This is a genomic window from Pinisolibacter sp. DMC19 (genome assembly GCF_056313985.1).
In genome coordinates, this window is sequence record NZ_JBQUZF010000001.1 from 1 (window position 1) to 16,083 (window position 16,083).

14 protein-coding genes are annotated in these 16,083 nt (G+C 68.7%); 6 read left to right on the plus strand and 8 right to left on the minus strand.

The window, feature by feature from the left end:
* Nucleotides 1-74 precede the first annotated feature (74 nt).
* The gene (gene citG, locus ACT53U_RS00005; protein WP_476151699.1) at nt 75-989 is read left to right on the plus strand and encodes a triphosphoribosyl-dephospho-CoA synthase CitG; all 915 of its coding nucleotides are present in this window, start codon (nt 75-77) and stop codon (nt 987-989) included.
* Nucleotides 990-1,091: 102 nt separating this feature from the next.
* On the plus strand, nt 1,092-1,673 hold the full coding sequence (locus tag ACT53U_RS00010) for an RBBP9/YdeN family alpha/beta hydrolase (protein ID WP_476151701.1): 582 nt from the start codon (nt 1,092-1,094) through the stop codon (nt 1,671-1,673).
* A 70-nt stretch (nt 1,674-1,743) separates the two neighbouring features.
* Here ACT53U_RS00010 and ACT53U_RS00015 read toward each other — a convergent pair whose 3' ends face one another.
* From ACT53U_RS00015 to ACT53U_RS00050, 8 genes are all read right to left on the minus strand, one after another.
* Complete coding sequence (locus tag ACT53U_RS00015; protein ID WP_476151703.1) at nt 1,744-3,486, minus strand: nitrilase-related carbon-nitrogen hydrolase; 1,743 nt, start codon at nt 3,484-3,486, stop codon at nt 1,744-1,746.
* 28 nt (nt 3,487-3,514) lie between these two features.
* Entirely contained in the window at nt 3,515-4,210 is a 696-nt protein-coding gene (gene urtE, locus ACT53U_RS00020) for an urea ABC transporter ATP-binding subunit UrtE (RefSeq protein WP_476151704.1), read from the minus strand.
* Entirely contained in the window at nt 4,210-4,956 is a 747-nt protein-coding gene (gene urtD, locus ACT53U_RS00025) for an urea ABC transporter ATP-binding protein UrtD (RefSeq protein WP_476151706.1), read from the minus strand. Before urtD ends, urtE begins: the two co-directional genes overlap by 1 nt.
* 1 nt (nt 4,957) lies before the next feature.
* Complete coding sequence (gene urtC, locus ACT53U_RS00030) at nt 4,958-6,106, minus strand: urea ABC transporter permease subunit UrtC (RefSeq protein WP_476151707.1); 1,149 nt, start codon at nt 6,104-6,106, stop codon at nt 4,958-4,960.
* A gap of 4 nt (nt 6,107-6,110) precedes the next feature.
* The gene (gene urtB, locus ACT53U_RS00035) at nt 6,111-7,004 is read right to left on the minus strand and encodes an urea ABC transporter permease subunit UrtB (RefSeq protein ID WP_476151709.1); all 894 of its coding nucleotides are present in this window, start codon (nt 7,002-7,004) and stop codon (nt 6,111-6,113) included.
* Nucleotides 7,005-7,132: 128 nt separating this feature from the next.
* On the minus strand, nt 7,133-8,386 hold the full coding sequence (locus ACT53U_RS00040) for a transporter substrate-binding domain-containing protein (protein ID WP_476151710.1): 1,254 nt from the start codon (nt 8,384-8,386) through the stop codon (nt 7,133-7,135).
* A gap of 327 nt (nt 8,387-8,713) precedes the next feature.
* Nucleotides 8,714-9,328, minus strand: a complete 615-nt coding sequence (locus ACT53U_RS00045; RefSeq protein ID WP_476151711.1) for an ANTAR domain-containing response regulator — start codon at nt 9,326-9,328, stop codon at nt 8,714-8,716.
* 10 nt (nt 9,329-9,338) lie between these two features.
* Nucleotides 9,339-10,490: a transporter substrate-binding domain-containing protein gene (locus tag ACT53U_RS00050; protein ID WP_476151712.1), complete on the minus strand. Its 1,152-nt coding sequence runs from the start codon at nt 10,488-10,490 to the stop codon at nt 9,339-9,341.
* Nucleotides 10,491-10,701: 211 nt separating this feature from the next.
* Here ACT53U_RS00050 and ACT53U_RS00055 point away from each other — a divergent pair, with 211 nt between their 5' ends.
* The 4 genes from ACT53U_RS00055 (at nt 10,702) to ACT53U_RS00070 (ending at nt 15,971) form a co-directional block, all read left to right on the plus strand.
* Entirely contained in the window at nt 10,702-10,824 is a 123-nt protein-coding gene (locus tag ACT53U_RS00055; RefSeq protein ID WP_476151714.1) for a hypothetical protein, read from the plus strand.
* 598 nt (nt 10,825-11,422) lie between these two features.
* Nucleotides 11,423-12,739: a dicarboxylate/amino acid:cation symporter gene (locus ACT53U_RS00060; RefSeq protein WP_476151715.1), complete on the plus strand. Its 1,317-nt coding sequence runs from the start codon at nt 11,423-11,425 to the stop codon at nt 12,737-12,739.
* Nucleotides 12,740-12,846: 107 nt separating this feature from the next.
* On the plus strand, nt 12,847-14,643 hold the full coding sequence (locus ACT53U_RS00065; RefSeq protein WP_476151717.1) for a sensor histidine kinase: 1,797 nt from the start codon (nt 12,847-12,849) through the stop codon (nt 14,641-14,643).
* On the plus strand, nt 14,640-15,971 hold the full coding sequence (locus ACT53U_RS00070; protein WP_476137185.1) for a sigma-54-dependent transcriptional regulator: 1,332 nt from the start codon (nt 14,640-14,642) through the stop codon (nt 15,969-15,971). Before ACT53U_RS00065 ends, ACT53U_RS00070 begins: the two co-directional genes overlap by 4 nt.
* Nucleotides 15,972-16,083 lie beyond the last annotated feature (112 nt).

Consider the following 16,083-nt stretch of genomic DNA (forward strand, 5'->3'; position numbering starts at 1 on the left):
ACCCGCCCACGCCTGCGCCCGCTCCCGCGCCCACGAACCCGAGGAACTCCTCGAAAAAATCGAGGAGATGATCGATGCGTCTCGTCTCGCCCTCCGCGCCTGAACGGCTCGTACCGCCGCCGCTGCCGCCGCTCGATCCGACGCGGGTCGAACGCATGGGCCGTGCGCTCGGCAATCTCGTCGCTGATGCCCTCGTCGTCGAGGTGCTGGCGACGCCGAAGCCCGGCCTCGTCGACACCCGCAACACCGGTTCGCACCGCGACATGGACGTCGAGACCTTCCTCGCCTCCGCCGCCGCGCTGCGGCCGAAGCTCCCCGGCTTCTTTGCCGTCGGCGTCGAGACCGCTTCGCTTCCGGCCCGCGAAGTCCACGAGGCGCTGCGCCCGGTCGGGCTCGACTGCGAACGCGCGATGTTCGCCGCCACCCGCGACGTCAACACCCACAAGGGCTCGATCTTCGCCTTCGGCCTGCTGCTCGGTGCCGCCGGGCGCGTCCTGGCGACCACCCGCAAACTGTCGCGCGACCGTGTCACGGCGGAGGTCGCGACGATCTGCGACGGCATCGTCACCCGCGAACTGATGCGCCCGGGCGAACCGCGCACCGCCGGCGAACGGCTCTTCCGCGCCCACGGTCTGACCGGCGCGCGCGGCGAGGCGGCATCGGGCTTCGCCACCGTCCGGCGGCGCTCGCTGCCGGTCTTCGAACGCGCGCTCGCCGCCGGCCGCGGCCTCGACGATGCGCTGCGCATCGCCTTCCTCCATCTCCTCGCCCACAACGACGACACCAACCTCGCCGCGCGCGGCGGCATGGAGGGGCTGACCTGGGCCAAGGCCGAGGCGCGGGCGCTGCTCGACGCCGGCGGGCCGAACCTGTCCGACTTCGTCGGCCGGTTGGAGGCGCTCGACGATGCCTTCATCGCGCGCAATCTCTCGCCGGGCGGGTCGGCCGACCTGCTCGCCATGACCTGGACGCTGCACTGCCTGGGATGACGCCCCGGCGCCGCCGACACGTGCGTCTGCCTCTTTTCGCTCGAGGACTGGATCGCGAAAAACTGCTATGGCGCGTGTCGGAAGATCCGAAGGGACGAGGCGATGGGGCTGACGGTACAGCAACCGGTGAAGGTGGAGCTCGAGGCTCTGGCGAACCGCTTCGACCTGGTCTTGGTCCCCGGCTTCAAGGACAGCGGTCCCGAGCACTGGCAGAGCCTGTGGCAGGCCGAGGTGCCGACCTTCTCGCGCATCGCCCAGCGCCGCTGGGACAATCCCGACATCGAACTGTGGATCGCCGCGATCGTCCGCCATGTCCGCGACGGTCGCCGTCCGCCGGTGCTGATCGGCCATTCGCTCGGCGCGCTCGCCTCGGCCTGCGTCGCCGCCGATCGCGTCGTGCCGGTCGCCGGGGTGGTGCTGGTCGCCCCGGCCGAACCGACCCGCTTCGAGGCGGAAGACCGCGTGCCCTGCGTGAACCTCGGCGTTCCGAGCCTGGTGATGGCCTCGCACAACGATCCGGTGACGCGCTTCGCCCGCGCCGAACACTGGGCCGGCGTCTGGGGCAGCCGTCTCGTCGACCTCGGCGAGGCGGGCCACGTCAACGCCGAATCCGGTTTCGGAACATGGCCCTACGGCCTTCGGCTGATAGCCGACTTCGCCGCCGGACTGGTCGCGGCGGCCTGAACGTCGGAACGTCCCCACGTGTACGAAAGCCCGCCGCGGAGGCGGCGGGCTCCGTCGTCGCGTCTCGCGATCACTGATGCGAGACGACCAGCGGCAGGTAGTGGTGCGGCAGGCGCATCACCACGAGATCCTTCCGCCGCACGATGTTGGTCGGGTAGGGCGTGTCGAGGTTGGTCGTGTCGACGGTCGCCGCCGCTGCCTCCTCGGCATCGAGGATCGCCGTCTCGCGCCGCGGGAAGACGAAGCTGTCGGGGCCGAAGACGGCGCTGGCGCCCGCCATGCCGCGCGCCGGATCGAGCACGTTGGCGAAGGCGAGATAGAGGTTGTTCTCGCCGCCGCGCATGCGGAAGGCATGCCAGTGCCACGGGTCGGCGCTGGTCGGGATCGGGTGGTTGTGCGGGATCTTCGTGCCGGCATGCGCGCCGGTGAAGGTGCCGGCGATCGCCGCCGGGCAGGCGACGATGTCGCAGCCGCGCAGCGCCAGCGCCCGGATCGCCTCGGGATAGAGCGCGTCGTGACCGATCGCCAGACCGACCCGGCCCATGGCGAGGTCGAAGACCTTCCATTCGTCGCCCGCCGTCGCCCAGGCCTCGTCGGCTTCCGAGAGATGGGTCTTGCGATAGTGACCGACGCGGCCCTCGGGGCCCGCCAGCACCGCGGTGTCGTAGACCTTGCCGCCGTCGCGCTCGGCGAAGCCGGCGACGAGATAGGTGCGCAGCTTCATCGCGAGGCGGGTGAAGGTGGCTACCGTCGGCCCGTCGATCGTCTCGGCGCGGGCGGCCGGATCGCCGAGGCCGGTCAGCGACAGTTCGGGGAAGACGATCATGTCGGGCTTCTCGGCGGCGACGAGTTCGCGCGCCTTCGCCTCGATCGCCACCAGATTGGCGGCGGCGTCGTCGGTGGGGGCGAACTGGACGACCGCCAGCTTCGACTTGGCGCCCTTCGGGATCGGCTGATGGCCGTAGAGGCGGAAATAGTCGCCCGGGTTCCAGGTGAAGCTGTTGGTCATCATCTCGGCATAGAGCTCGGGCCGGCGCTTGGCGAAGACCTTCTCGCCCAGCACCTCGCGGGCGCGCGCCCGCTCGAGATCGACGGTGGCGTAGGCGATGCCGTCGCCGACGTCGATCGACGCGGCGATCGAACCGTCGGGGGCGATGACGCAGCTGCCGCCGGAGAACTGCACGGTGCGCTCGAGGCCCCAGCGGTTGGATTCGATCACCCAGCACGAATTCTCGAAGGCGCGGGTGATCCAGTAGGGCGCCGGCGTGCGCTCCTGCAGCCAGTTGGAGATGTGGCAGATCACGTCGGCGCCGGCCACCGCCTCGAGCCGGGCGGTCTCGAAGAAGTGCAGGTCCATGCAGACCAGGAGGCCGATGCGGCCGATCTCGGTGTCGAACACCTGATGGGCGACGTCGCCGTTCGCCGCCCACTTCGGCTCGGCGATGTAGGGATGCGACTTGCGGTGCTTGCCGATCACGCCCTTCGGGCCGATCAGCACGGCGGTGTTGTAGTAGAGGTCGGTTCCGCCATCGACCTCCGGCATGCCGAGGACGATGTGGCAGCCGTACTTTTCGCACAGCGCCAGGAAACGGTCGGTGGAGACGCCCGGCACGGTCTCGACGAAGGGCGCGACCTCGGCGCGGTCGTACCAGCAGTAGCCGGTCGTTCCCATCTCGGGCGTGACGATCAGGCGGACGCCGGCCTTCGCCGCTTCCTCGCACAGCGCGAGCAGGCGGGTGATGTTGCGCTCCTTCTCGTACATCGTCGGCTCGAACTGGACGGTCGCGGCCTTGTAGGTCGTGGTGGTGGTCATGGTGCAATCCTCGGGAGGAACGAGGCCGTCAGACGGCCATGTGCTGGTGGACGAGGGTGTCGGTGAGGGCGTCGATCGGGCCTGAGGCGACGACGCGGCCCTTCTCGAGCATGGCGAAACGGTGGGAGGCGGCGCGGACGAAGCCGATGTTCTGTTCGACCAGGACGACGGTCATGCCGATCTCGCGGTTGAGCCGGACGATGATCTTCTCGATCTCCTCGACGATGGAGGGCTGGATGCCCTCGTTGGGCTCGTCGAGCAGCAGGATCTTCGGATCGGCGGCGAGCGCGCGGGCGATCGCCAGCTGCTGTTGCTGGCCGCCGGAGAGCACCCCGCCGGGCCGGTCGAGATTGGCCATCAGATAGGGAAAGAGCTCCGGCACCAGGTCCGGGATGGCGCGTTTCCCGTCGCGGCGGGCGAAGCAGCCCATCAGGATGTTCTCCCGGATGGTGAAGTCCGGGATGATCTCGCGCCCCTGCGGCACATAGGCGATACCGGCGGCGGCACGCCGATGCGTCGGTTCGTCGGCGAGGTCGACGCCGTCGAAGACGATGCGGCCGCGCGCGCCGTCGGTCAGCGCCATGATGGTCTTGAGCAGCGTCGTCTTGCCGGTGCCGTTGCGGCCGACGATGCTCGTCACCTCGCCCTCGGCGACGTCGAGCGAGAGGCCGTGCAGCACGTGGCTGCGGCCGTAGAAGCTGTCGATGTCGGTGAGCTGCAGCATCACGCGAACCCCTTCGAACCGAGATAGGCCTCGCGGACCAGCGGATTGCGCTCGATGTCGGCGATCGCGCCCTCCGCCAGCACGCGGCCGAGGTGGAGCACGGTGATGCGCTCGGCGATCTCGCGCACGAAGCCCATGTCGTGCTCGACCACGACCATCGTGTGCCGACCCTTCATGTTGTTGATGATCTCGGCGGTCTTCATCGTCTCCGCCTGCGTCATGCCGGCGGTCGGCTCGTCGAGCAGGATCACCTCGGGATCCTGGACGACCAGCATGCCGAGCTCGAGCCACTGCGTCTGGCCATGGCTGAGATAGGCCGCCGTGGTGCCCGCCTGATCGGCGAGACCGGTCAGTTCCAGCGCCGCGTCGACCTTCTCCCGCTCGCGCGCCGAGAAGCCGAGGCCGAGATTGGCCAGCACGCCGAGCTTCTCGCAGCTCGCCACCTGCAGGTTCTGCCGGACAGTGAGGTCGCGGAAGACGGAGGGGATCTGGAACTTGCGGCCGATGCCGGCGCGGGCGATCAGATGCTCCGGCCAGTTGGTGATCTCGGTGTCGTAGACCCAGATCCGCCCGGCGGTGGAGCGCGTCCGGCCGCTGATCAGGTCCATCAGCGTCGTCTTGCCGGCCCCGTTGGCGCCGAGCAGCACGCGCAGCTCGCCGTCGTCGATGGTGAGGCTGACGCCGTCGACCGCCTTGAAGCCGCCGAAGGAGACGCCGAGCCCGTCGATGGTGAGAGCGACCGTCATGTCAGGCCTCCTTCGCTTCGGTCAGGGCAGGGGCAGGGGAGGCGGCGTCGCGGTCCGCCGGGCGGCGTGCGGCGAAGCGGGCCGCGAGATCGTGGGCGAGGCCGCCGAGGCCGCGCGGCAGGAAGATCACCACGACGACGAAGACGAGGCCGATGATCGCCTTCCAGGCGCCGACCAGCGCCTCGGTCTCCGACATGCCGGCCTCCATCATGTTGATGGCGATGGCGCCGATGCAGGCCCCGAGCAGCGAGGCCCGCCCGCCGACCGCCGCCCAGACGACCATCGTCACCGAGAAGGAGAGGTCCATGAAGGTCGGCGAGGCGAATTCGGCGACGACGACGTAGAGCATGCCGGCGACGCCGGAGATCGCCGCCGCCACGACGAAGAAGAACGTCTGGTAGAGCGGCACGTCGAAGCCGAGATAGCGGGCGCGGCGCTGGTCGTCGCGCGCCGCCTGGAGGATCAGGCCGGCGCGGGTCTCGATCAGGACGCGCGTCGCCACCAGCGTCAGCGTCAGCAGCGACGCCACCAGCCAGTAGGTGCCCTTGCCGTAGGGGTCGAACTCGAAGCCGAAGACCGACAGCGTGGCGAGATCGGTCAGGCCGTTGAAGCCGCCGGTCAGCGGCTGGGCGTCGACCAGCACGAGGCGGACGAGCAGCACCAGCGCCAGCGTGATGATCGAGACGAAGGGGCCTTCGACACGCTTCTTGAAGACGACGAGCCCGAGCAGCAGCGCCACCAGCGCCGGCAGCACGACGCCCATGACGAGGCCGAAGCCCTGCCACTGGAAGGGGATCCACAGGAACGATCCCTTGTTGATGCAGCACAGGTCGACCGCCGCCCCCGGCTCGGCGTTCCACAGCATGAAGTCGGGCAGCGGGCGAGCCGACCCCGGCTGGACGCTGGTCGGGCTGGCGAGCTTCAGCGACATGGCGAGCATGTAGGCGCCGAGACCGAAGAACAGGCCCTGGCCGAGGTTGAGAATGCCGGCATAGCCCCAGGACAGCGCCACGGCGGCGCCGAGCATGCCGTAGACCAGGAACTTGGCGATGCGGTTCAGGCCGAATTCGTCGAAGAATGCCGGCGCGGCGAAGATTGCGACCACGAAGAGCGCGTAGGCGCAGAAGGTCAGCTTGCGATCGAGGGTCATGACGTCAGCGCCTCTTGAAGGAGAAGAGCCCTTCGGGCTTCATCACGATGATCAGGATGACGGCGGCGAAGACGACGGCGCGGGCGATGATGTCGTTGGTGGCGATCGCCACCAGCGCATTGGTCTCGCCGAGCAGGCCCGCGGCCATCAGCGTGCCCATCAGCGAGCCGATGCCGCCGGTGACGACGACCATGAAGCCGTCGACCACCATGGTGGAGCCGAGGTCGGGCGAGACGCCCTTGAAGCCCGACATCATCACCCCTGCGACCCCGGCGAGGCCGGATCCGAAGGCGAAGGTCAGCGCGTTCACCCGCTTCACGTCGATGCCGCAGGCCGCCGCCATCTGCGGATTGCGGATGATGGCGCGCACCTTCATGCCGACGGGCGTGCGGTAGAGCACGAACCAGGTCAGCACGGTGAGGGCGGCGGTCACCACCACGATGAAGGCGCGATAGGCGTTGATCTCGGTGCCGCCGATCGTCACCGCGCCCTGGAGCGCGGCGGGAACGGCGACGTTCTGCAGGCCGGTGCCGAGACCTTCGACGTGGATGCCGAGGAAGGTCAGGCCGAATTCGAGGCGGATCGACTGCTGGATCAGCAGCGCGACGCCCCAGGTGGCGAGCAACGTGTCGAACAGTCGACCGTAGAGCCGCCGCACCACCAGTCGTTCGACCACGAGGCCGAGCGCCGCGGTGACGACGAAGGCGAGCGGTAGGGCGAGCCAGAAGCTCGCCTTCAGCCAGAGGCCCGAGAGCACGGCGACATAGGCGCCGACCATCACCATCTCGCCGTGGGCCATGTTGATGACCCCCATGGCGCCGTAGGTGATGGCGAGGCCGAGCGCCACCAGAAGCAGGATCGAGCCGAGGCTCAGACCGATGAAGAGAACGTCCAGCATGACGGGCGACCGAGGTTCGGAGCGAGGGATCCCGGCCCCTCCCGGAGGAGGAGGGAGGGGCCGGGACGTCGACGGGCGCGACCACGCCCGGTCCGGTCCCTCGGGGGAGGGACCGGTTCGGATCGGGCTCAGAGCTTGAGCTTGGAGCTGTCGAGGCCCTTGGCGGTGCAGAAGAGGTTGCTCTCCGTCTCACCGTAGCCGAAGTAGGGCAGGGGCTTGATCGAGTGCGGATAGGCGTCGACCACCTTGGACTGGCCGTCGGCCTGCCACTGGCCGATGCGCGGGGTGAGCCAGCAGTGCAGGTTGTCGGCGTCGATCGTCACCTTGCCGCCGGGGGCGTCGTAGCTCTGACCGCCGATGCCGGCGCGGATGCCGTCGACCGACAGGTCCTTCGACTTCTCCACCGCCTGCTTCCACAGGAAGACCTGGAAATAGGCCGCTTCCAGCGAGTGATAGGTCACCGCCTTGGGGTCGTTGACGAACTTGCGGAAGCGCTCGACGAAGCTCTTGTTGGAGGGCATGTCGAGCGACATGAAGTAGGGGAACGAGGTGTAGCTGCCGGCGGCGTAGTCGGCGCCCATCGCGGCGATCTCGATTTCCGACGTCACGGTGGCGCAGATCGGGATCTCGGCCTGCGAGATGCCCTGGTTCTTGAACTCGCGGTAGAAGGCGATGATCGAGTCGCCGACCACGTTGGAGAGCACCACGTCGGCGCCGGATTCCTTGATCTTCTTGACCATCACCGCCCATTCGGAATGGCCGAGCTCGAGATACTCGTCGGCCACCCACTGGGCGCCCGCCGCCTCGATCAGCTTCTTGGAGACCTTGGCCATCTCGCGCGGGTAGATGTAGTTCGAGCCGACGATGAAGAACTTCTTCTTGCCGAGCGTCTTGACGATCCACGGGATGTAGTTCGCCAACTGGTGGTTCGGCACCGCGCCCGAGTAGACCACGTTGCGCGAGCACTCGAAGCCCTCGTAGTGGGTCTGGTAGAACAGCATGGCGCCGCGCTTTTCGAAGATCGGCAGCACCGCCTTGCGGCTGGCGGAGGTGTGGCAGCCGAAGACGGTCGAGATCTTGTCCTTCACGATCAGCTTGGAGGCCTTCTCGGCGAAGGTCTTGGGATCGGAGGCACCGTCCTCGACCACCACCTCGACCGGACGGCCGAGCACGCCGCCGGCGGCGTTGATCTCGGCCACCGCCATCATCACGCCGTTGGCGAGCAGCTTCTCGGCGACCGCGAGGTTGCCGGTCTGCGAATAGAGCGCACCCACCTTGATCGGGTCGGCGGCGGCGAAGGCGCGGCCGACGGTGCCCGGCAGGGTCAGGCCGGCGGTCGTCGCTGCGGCGGCCCGGAAAAGCTGGCGTCGATTCATGTCCATGGAATTCCCCCAGTTCGGCATTCGGGTTCGATGGAGACGGCGGTGTCGCCGCCGGGTTGGTGACCGCTCGTCCCGGTGGATCCTCCCGGCGGACGGCAGCGGTCTCGGCACGGCTTCGCCGTCGATCGATCAAGTCGTGGCGAGAGCAGATTGTAGAAAAAGACGCCGACGGCCCTGTCGGCTGGCAACAAAAAAGCCCACACGATCCTCTCATCGAGGTATCGGCGGGCTCCATTGCCGCGGCACAACCGGATGTTTACGGTTGCCTCATCTCGCATGGTCTCGATTGTGGAGGGGATGCGAGAAGTACGTCTTTTCACGACGTGATCAAATCACAACATCTTTTTGCGTCTTACGCAAGAGGGATTCCGAATTGATGATCGCGTTGGCGATTTCGTCGATCGGCAGGCGCCGGGCCATCGCCTGGCGGCGCATCTCGGCATAGGCCTGTTCCTCGGAAAGATCGTGGACGGCCATGAGGATGGCCTTGGCGCGGGCGATCTTCTGGTCGCCGACGACCTTGCGCTTGTACTTGCGCGCCTCCTTCTGGAGCTTCTGGCGCTGGAGCCACAGATTGCGCGCGATGGCGAGGTTGGTCAGCAGGCCGAAGGGCTTGATCGGCCGCTCGATCACCGACAGCGCGCCGCTCTCGAGCACGATCTGCAGCATCGCCGGGTTCTCGTAGGAGACGACGGCGAGGATGGTCGGCTCGGGATTGGGCATCGCCTTGAGCAGTCGCCCGATCTCCTCGCGCGCCTCGTCCTCCATGGCGAGGAAGACGACGTCGCAGTTGTCGGGCAGATGCGTCGGCACCGGCCACACCAGATTGGCCATGCAGCCGATGCGGCGGAGATGCTCGACCAGCCGGTCGCCGTCGTCGTCCAGCGGGTGGATGACGATGACCTTGAGGTTTCGGAGGTCCTTGAGGAGTGCGATGGACATGGCCTGCCGCTCACTCCGCCGGACGTCGGTGCGAAGCCGCGACGTCGTTCTGGGATCGGATTCCCAGCATGAACGGATCGGGCGCCACCCGCACGCCGGCATCGTGGACGATCCGGTAGCGGCCCTCGTCGTCGACGCGCCCGATGCGCGGCCACAGATGGGTGTGGTTGGTGTCGCGATCGATGCGGACTCGGCCCTGCGGCGCGTCGTATTCGACCTCCCACAGCGCCGGCAGGAGCTCGTCGAGCCGGTCGTTCGCCGCCCGCTCGAGCGCGGTGGCATAGAGATGGACCTGGAAATAGGCGGCTTCCGCCGGCGCGGTCACCGGCAGGTCGGCGCCGAAGCGGGCGTGATAGGCCGCGACGAAGGTGCGGGCGCGCGGCGTGTCGAGGCTCTCGAAGAAGGGCGCGGCGGTGACGTGGCCACGCGCCACCTCGGGTCGCATGGCGACGACGTCGGCCTCCGAGGTCGACTGGCTGGCGATCGGCAGCACGCGTCCGTCGAAGCCGGCCTCGTGGAAGGCCGTGTAGAAGGGCACGATGCCGGCGCCGACGATGGTGGAATAGACCACGTCCGGCTCGGTCGCGCGGATCCGCTCGATGATCCGCTCGATGTGCTGTTCGCCGAGCGCCAGCGGCACGTAGAGCTCGTCGACCGCATGGCCGCCGGCGAGGCCGAAGAGATCGGCGATGATGCGGTTCGACTCGTAGGGGTAGACGTAGTTCGACCCGACGAGGAACACCCGCCGGCCGTGGTGGGCGGTCAGGTAGTCGACCAGCTGCACCGAATTCTGGTTCGGCGCCGCGCCGGTGTAGATGCAGTGGCGGGAATATTCGAAGCCCTCGTAGAGCGTCGGATAGAACATCAGCGCTCCGCGCGCCTCCACCACCGGCAGCATCGCCTTGCGCGTGCTCGACATGTGGCCGCCGAAGACGACGCGGACGCGGTGTTCGTCGATCAGGCTCTCGGTCATCGAGCGATAGAGCGCCGGTGTCGAGGCGGGATCGAGGAAGACCGGCTCGATCGGACGCCCGAGCACGCCGCCGGCGGCGTTGATCTCCTCGATGGCGAGCAGGGTGGCGGCGTTCTGCGTGCGCTCGATCGCTCCGGTGACCCCCGTTCTGGAGAAGAGGACGCCCACACGCCAAGTCTCTGTACCCATGAAACCCACCAAATAAAAAAGGTCCTCGACCCGTTTCCGGGACAGAGAACCTCGCCGTTCGAGCATGACCGGCCGCTTCGAGGCAGCCTGTGACGATCATGTCAGACGGCGCGGCGGCGTCAACCTCCTTGTCTGCACGATCGGAGGGCATGCCTCGATTTGCGGCGAATTCGACACGATCCGCCGAGCATGGCGCGGGAAGGCGAGAGCCGTGTCTCGCGGCTCTGTCGCCGAAACGGCCGGTTTCAACCCGGCGACCTTCCTCGCCTCCGGGGCCTCGTCCTTCGCCACCGGCATCGACCAGATCGTCGACGGCGGCTTCGTCTGCTGGTGAAGGGGGCGCTCGCGCCCGACCGTTCGGGATTCCGACCGCCGCCCATCATCCGGGCGGCGGTTGCGCGCTTCTGCGGCGCAGCATCGCCCGCTCCCGCACCCCCGCCGTCCGATCGCCGCCGCCCATGGCCGCGATCCGCCGCGAAAGATCCGTAGAGATCCGGTCTCCGCCGCCCCGCGCGCGCCCCGAAGAGGTTCACACGGACGATCCTCTACGCCCCGCCGGCATGTCCCGCACGCGCGCCGTTCGGCCGGCCGAACGGGGTCGCGCGACGTCATTCGGGATTCCGAACGGCACTTTGCCGCAGCCCGGAAAAGCGAAACAAAAACAACGGCTCCGAATCCATTCAATCGATCTGGATCTTGGCCTGCGTCTTGCGATCCCGGGAGCGTTCAAAGGCACTCCCGGGAGGAGACGAAGAAACATGACCGAACCCGCCGCCCGCATCGAGCCCCACCCGCCGAGCCTCGGCGCGCGCTCCCGTCCGCCGATCGCGGCATCCGCCCGTTCCCGTTTCCGTTCCCACGACTGATCGACGCTCCGGGCCGACGACGACGTCGCCCCGCCGTCCACGATCCCCTCGCGAAAGAGGTCTTCGATGCACGCCGCACCGTCCAACGACAAGAACCGCCAGACGACCGCCATCGTCGCCGCCCTGATCCTCGGCATCGCCGTGGGCTGGGCCTGCAACCGCACCGCCTCGACGCCGGCGCAGGCCAAGGAGATCGCCAGCTGGTTCGCGATGCTCTCCGACATCTTCCTGCGCATGATCAAGATGATCATCGCCCCGCTGATCTTCTCGACGCTCGTCGCCGGTCTCGCCGGCATGGGCGACGGCCGCTCGGTCGGCCGCATCGGCGGACGCGCGCTCGGCTGGTTCCTGATGGCCTCCCTCGCCTCGCTCGGCATCGGCCTGCTTCTCGCCAACCTGCTGCAGCCCGGCGCGAACGTCGGCATCCCGCTGCCGGCGACCGGTGCGGAAGTCGGCCTCAAGACCTCGGCGCTGAACCTCAAGGACTTCCTCGCCCACGTCTTCCCGCGCAACATCTTCGAGGCGCTGGCCAACAACGAGATCCTGCAGATCCTGGTTTTCTCGGTGTTCTTCGGTCTGGCGCTCGCCAATCTGCGAGACACCGCGGCGGGCACGCTGGTCAAGGTGATCGAGGAAGCCGTGCCGGTGATGCTGAAGCTCACGGGCTACGTCATGCTCTTCGCGCCGCTCGGCGTCTTCGCCGCGGTCGCCAACGTCGTCACCACCCAGGGCCTCGGCATCCTGTGGGTCTACGGCAAGTTCGTCTCGTTCTTCTACGTGGCGCTCTTCGCGCTCTGGCTCTTCCTGATCGCCGCCGGCTGGACGGTGCTGCGCGAGCGGATCTTCCGTCTCGTCGACGCGGTGCGTCAGCCGATGCTCCTCGGCTTCTCGACCGCGTCGTCGGAGGCCGCCTATCCGCGCGTGATGGATCGGCTCGCCGCCTTCGGCGTCTCCCAGCGCATCATCGGCTTCGTCCTGCCGCTCGGCTACTCGTTCAATCTCGACGGCTCGATGATCTACACCACCTTCGCCTCGCTCTTCGTGGCGCAGGCCTACGGCATCGAGATGCCGCTCTCCGAGCAACTGACCATGATGCTGGTGCTGATGGTGTCGTCGAAGGGCATCGCCGGCGTGCCGCGCTCGGCGCTGGTCGTCGTCGCCGCCGTGCTGCCGACCTTCCACCTGCCGGAAGCCGGCGTGCTGCTGATCATGGGCATCGACGTCTTCCTCGACATGGGCCGCACCGCGACCAACGTGCTCGGCAACTCGATCGCCACCGCCGTCGTCGCCCATTGGGAGGGCGAGATCGCCGAGGAGACCGACGCGGACGACGACGATGCCGGCGTGCCCGAACTCGCGGGTGCCTACGGCGCCGCCGAGTGACGGCCTACGGGCGCGGCCCCGTTGAGGGCCGCCCCCGCTTGCCCCTATCATGGGGCGACGATCTCGCGAGACGGCGGCCCCGCCGTCTCGCCAAGTTGGCGAAGGCAATGCAGTTCCGTCTCCTCGGTTCGGTCGGACCGCGCCTCGCGGCGGTGGCGGCGCTCGCCGCGATCCTCGGCTGGTCCGGCTTCCTGGTGAGCCAGGAGGCTGGCATCGTCGCCCTCGAGGACAAGGGCCGCCAGCGCCTCGAACTCTACGAGGCGAGCCTCGAACGCGAGATCGAGAAATACGCCTATTTCCCCGCGACCCTCGGCCTCGTCCGCGACGTGGTCGATCTGGTGGTGCAGGGCGGCGCCGAGCGCGCCCAGGCGATGAACCTCTATCTCGAGCAGCTGAACCAGCGCGCCGGTTCGCTGTCGATCTTCGTCCTCGACGGCCGCGGTCATGTCGTCGCCTCCTCCAACTGGAACCGTTCCGACAGTTACATCGGCGAGGACCTGACCTATCGCACCTATACGACGGAGGCGCTGGCCGGCCGTCCCGCCCGCCTCTTCGGCATCGGCACGACGCGCGGCGAGCCGGGCTACTACTTCTCCTCGCCGCTGACGGCGGAGGGGACGGTCGTCGGCGTCGCCGTGGTCAAGGTCGGGCTCGAGGCGCTCGAGACCTCCTGGGCGACGGTCGAGGCGCCGGTCTTCGTCGCCGACGAGAACGGCGTCGTCATCCTCGCATCGGTCCCGTCGTGGAAGTTCGCGGCGCTGAAGCCGCTGTCGGCGGAGGTCCGCGCCGATCTCAAGCGCTCGCTGCAATACAACGCCTACGACCTGCCGCTGCTCGGCCTCGAGACGGTGCGCAGCCTCGACGACGGCGCCCGTCTGGTCGACCTGCCGGGGCCGCGACCCGATCCCGGCGAGGTCGTGCCGGTTTCCGGCCGCTTCCTCGCCCAGAGCGCGCCGCTCGACGGCGGCCGCTGGTCGATGACGGTGCTGTCGCCGCTCGGCGAGGTCCGCACCATCGCGGCGACCCGCGGTGCGCTCGCCGGTGCCGGCGGGACCCTGCTCGGCCTGCTGGCGATCGCCTGGAGCGGTCACCGCGCCCGCCTCGCCGAGCGCCAGCGCGCCCGCGAGACGCTGCAACGCGCCCACGACGAGCTCGAGCGCAAGGTCGAGGAGCGGACGAAAAATCTCCGCGCCGCGCAGGACGAGCTGGTCCATGCCGCGAAACTCGCGGTGATCGGCCAGATGTCGGCCGGCATCGCCCACGAGCTGAACCAGCCGCTGGCGGCGCTGCACACGCTCTCCGACAACACCATCGCCTATCTCGAACGCGGCGAACTCGGCGAGGTGCGCGAGAATCTCGTCTTCGTCGTCGAGATGGTGAAGCGCATGGCGACGCTGACGACGCAGCTGAAGTCCTTCGCCCGCAAGTCGGCCGGCGAGGTCCGCCCCGTGTCGATCGCCCGCGCCGTCGACAACGCGCTCCTCATCCTGCGCCGCCGGCTCGACGCCGACCGGGTGGTGCCGCGGCTCGACATCGCCGCCGACGCGCGCGTCGCCTGCGATCAGATCCGGCTGGAACAGGTGCTGGTCAACCTCGTCGCCAACGCCCTCGACGCCATGGCCGGCGTGAAGGAGCGCCGGCTCGAGATCGCCGGTGCGCGCGCGGGCGACCGCGTCGTCGTCACGCTTCGCGACGGCGGACCGGGGCTCTCGGGCGAGGCGAAGTCCCATCTCTTCGAGCCCTTCTTCACGACGAAGGCCAGCGGCGACGGCCTCGGATTGGGGCTGGCCATCTCGTCCGGGATCGTGCACGACTTCGGCGGCACGCTGACGGGGTCGGATCATCCGGAGGGCGGCGCGGTGTTCCGCCTCGACCTGCCCGCCGCGACGGAGGAGGGGGCATGAGCGAGGAGCCGAGGGTTCTGGTCGTCGAGGACGATCCGATCGTCCTGCGCGGCTGCCGTCAGGCCCTGCAGCTCGCCGGTCTCGCCGTCGAGGCGGTCGGCAGTGCCGAAGAGGCGTGGCGGTCGATCGAGACCGAGCGCCCCGGCGTCGTCGTCACCGACATCCGCCTGCCCGGCATGGACGGCATGGAGCTGCTGACGCGGGCGAACGCGCTCGACCCCGACCTGCCGGTGATCCTGATGACCGGCCACGGCGACGTCTCGCTCGCCGTCCAGGCGATGAAGATCGGCGCCCACGACTTCATCGAGAAGCCCTTCTCCTCCGAACATCTGGTGACGGTCGCCCGCGACGCGCTGGAACGCCGCCGTCTGGTGCTCGACCTGCGCGCGCTCGATGCCCGCCGCGACGCCACCGAGCGGCCGGAGGACCGGCTGATCGGCCGTTCGCCGCGGATGACGCGGATCCGCGAACTCGTCGTCTCGCTCGGCGCCACCTCGGCCGACGTGCTGATCCTCGGCGAGACCGGCACCGGCAAGGAACTCGTCGCCCGCTGCCTCCACGACGCCAGCCCGCGCCGCGACGGCAACTTCGTCGCCATCAACTGCGGCGGCCTGCCCGAGAGCCTGATCGACGGCGAACTCTTCGGCCATGCCGCCGGCGCCTTCACCGGCGCCGCCAAGGCACGGGCCGGCAAGTTCGAACACGCCGACGGCGGCACACTGTTCCTCGACGAGATCGAGTCGATGCCGCTCGCCGCGCAGATCAAGCTGCTGCGCGTGTTGCAGGAGCGCTCGCTGGAGCGCCTCGGTTCCAACAAGACGATCCCGATCGACTGCCGCGTCGTCGCCGCCACCAAGGTCGACCTGCGCGATCTCGCCGACCGCGGCCTCTTCCGCGCCGATCTCTACTACCGCCTCGCCGTGGCGACCCTCGACCTGCCGCCGCTGCGCCGTCGCCGAGAGGACATCGGCCTTTTGTTCGAGTTCTTCGCGACCCAGGCGGCGACCCGCTACGGCCGGCCGAAGCCGCATCTCGACGGTGACCGCCTGCGCGCGCTCCTCGCCCACGACTGGCCCGGCAACGTCCGTGAGCTGCGCAACGCCGCCGACCGCTGGGTGCTGGGGCTTTCGGGCGAAGGCCCATGGGAGGTCGCGAGCGACGAGGCGGCGTCCGGTTTCTCCGAGGCGGTCGAGGCCTTCGAGCGGATGCTGATCACCGACGCGCTGGAGCGCAACGGCGGCAGCCTCGCCCGCACCTGCGAAGACCTGCGCATCCCCAAGACGACTCTCTTCGACAAGATCCGCCGCCTGGGCATTTCGCGGGCGTGAGGGCGCAGTCGGGCAATCCTGACGCTACCCATTGTTCGGCTTCATGTTGAGGTGCCCGACGAAGTCGGGCCTCGAAACACGAAGCCACGACGGGCCGTGCCTCTCGGCCCTT

Coding starts and splice junctions, on each gene's coding strand:
- urtD (WP_476151706.1), bottom strand. CDS start 4,956: ATGACGGTCGCTCTCACCATCGACGGGCTCGGCGTCTCCTTCGGCGGC.
- citG (WP_476151699.1), top strand. CDS start 75: ATGCGTCTCGTCTCGCCCTCCGCGCCTGAACGGCTCGTACCGCCGCCG.
- ACT53U_RS00070 (WP_476137185.1), top strand. CDS start 14,640: ATGAGCGAGGAGCCGAGGGTTCTGGTCGTCGAGGACGATCCGATCGTC.
- ACT53U_RS00065 (WP_476151717.1), top strand. CDS start 12,847: ATGCAGTTCCGTCTCCTCGGTTCGGTCGGACCGCGCCTCGCGGCGGTG.
- urtB (WP_476151709.1), bottom strand. CDS start 7,004: ATGCTGGACGTTCTCTTCATCGGTCTGAGCCTCGGCTCGATCCTGCTT.
- ACT53U_RS00010 (WP_476151701.1), top strand. CDS start 1,092: ATGGGGCTGACGGTACAGCAACCGGTGAAGGTGGAGCTCGAGGCTCTG.
- urtE (WP_476151704.1), bottom strand. CDS start 4,210: ATGCTGCAGCTCACCGACATCGACAGCTTCTACGGCCGCAGCCACGTG.
- ACT53U_RS00040 (WP_476151710.1), bottom strand. CDS start 8,386: ATGGACATGAATCGACGCCAGCTTTTCCGGGCCGCCGCAGCGACGACC.
- urtC (WP_476151707.1), bottom strand. CDS start 6,106: ATGACCCTCGATCGCAAGCTGACCTTCTGCGCCTACGCGCTCTTCGTG.
- ACT53U_RS00015 (WP_476151703.1), bottom strand. CDS start 3,486: ATGACCACCACCACGACCTACAAGGCCGCGACCGTCCAGTTCGAGCCG.
- ACT53U_RS00050 (WP_476151712.1), bottom strand. CDS start 10,490: ATGGGTACAGAGACTTGGCGTGTGGGCGTCCTCTTCTCCAGAACGGGG.
- ACT53U_RS00060 (WP_476151715.1), top strand. CDS start 11,423: ATGCACGCCGCACCGTCCAACGACAAGAACCGCCAGACGACCGCCATC.
- ACT53U_RS00045 (WP_476151711.1), bottom strand. CDS start 9,328: ATGTCCATCGCACTCCTCAAGGACCTCCGAAACCTCAAGGTCATCGTC.